This is a genomic window from Pseudoalteromonas sp. BSi20652 (assembly GCF_000239855.1).
GTDB lineage: Bacteria > Pseudomonadota > Gammaproteobacteria > Enterobacterales > Alteromonadaceae > Pseudoalteromonas.
In genome coordinates this window covers 1-779 of record NZ_BADT01000171.1, presented here as the reverse complement: position 1 = coordinate 779, position 779 = coordinate 1, and the positions used below count along the sequence as shown (strand labels likewise).

The 779-nt window shown below is 36.7% G+C and carries 1 protein-coding gene; it reads right to left on the bottom strand.

Translation table 11 applies throughout. The features are described from left to right. Positions 1-134 precede the first annotated feature (134 nt). Positions 135-587 (bottom strand): transposase, encoded by a 453-nt coding sequence (locus tag P20652_RS18730; RefSeq protein ID WP_033017769.1) that lies wholly within the window; start codon positions 585-587, stop codon positions 135-137. Positions 588-779 lie beyond the last annotated feature (192 nt).

Sequence of the window (779 nt, the reverse complement as noted above, 5' to 3'; positions counted from 1 at the left end):
CGTTTGGGAGATTGTTTGCACAATAATCGCGGGGTAAACCCGCTGCTACGATATTGCGTAGTCGCGATTTTACATCGTGCATTGTGTTTTCGGTTGGGAGATTAGTTGCCAAATGTTGCGGGGTAAACCCGCTGCTACGAGTTTAGATAAATACTATCCCAATATGGGTATTCTGCAATATTTTCTATTAAATTTGCACGCAAAGGGTTTGCTACTATGTATCTAGCACAGCTATTTAAGTCTTCGGTATTTCTTATTAAGTGATCATAAAACCCTTTTTGCCAAAGCTTTTGTCTGCCAAATTGTCTATACACCGTGGTTGAGCGTCCTTTGAAGCTTCTAATTACCTCACTTAATGTTGCGCTATCGGATAATTGTAATAACCAATGAATATGGTTTGGCATTATAACGAAGGTATTTGATTTAATTAGTTGCTCTCTTTCTAATTCCCTCATTTCATTAATAATAGCTCTATTAATTATTAAGCTTGTGAATAAGTTGTTTCGCTCATGACAAACCAGTGTAATAGCATAATAGTGGTTTGCTTTTGATACTCTTCCCTTTCGTAATAAATATGAACGATGCATAACATACCCGTATTTTAGCAATCACAGACCCACGAATATAAAGCATATGCAATTTTTATAAATTTGCGTAGTCGCGATTTTACATCGCGCATTGTGTTTTATGTTTAGTTGATTGTTTGCACAATAATCGCGGGGTAAACCCGCTGCTACGATATTGTGTTGTCGAAATTTTACATCGCGCATTATGTTTTC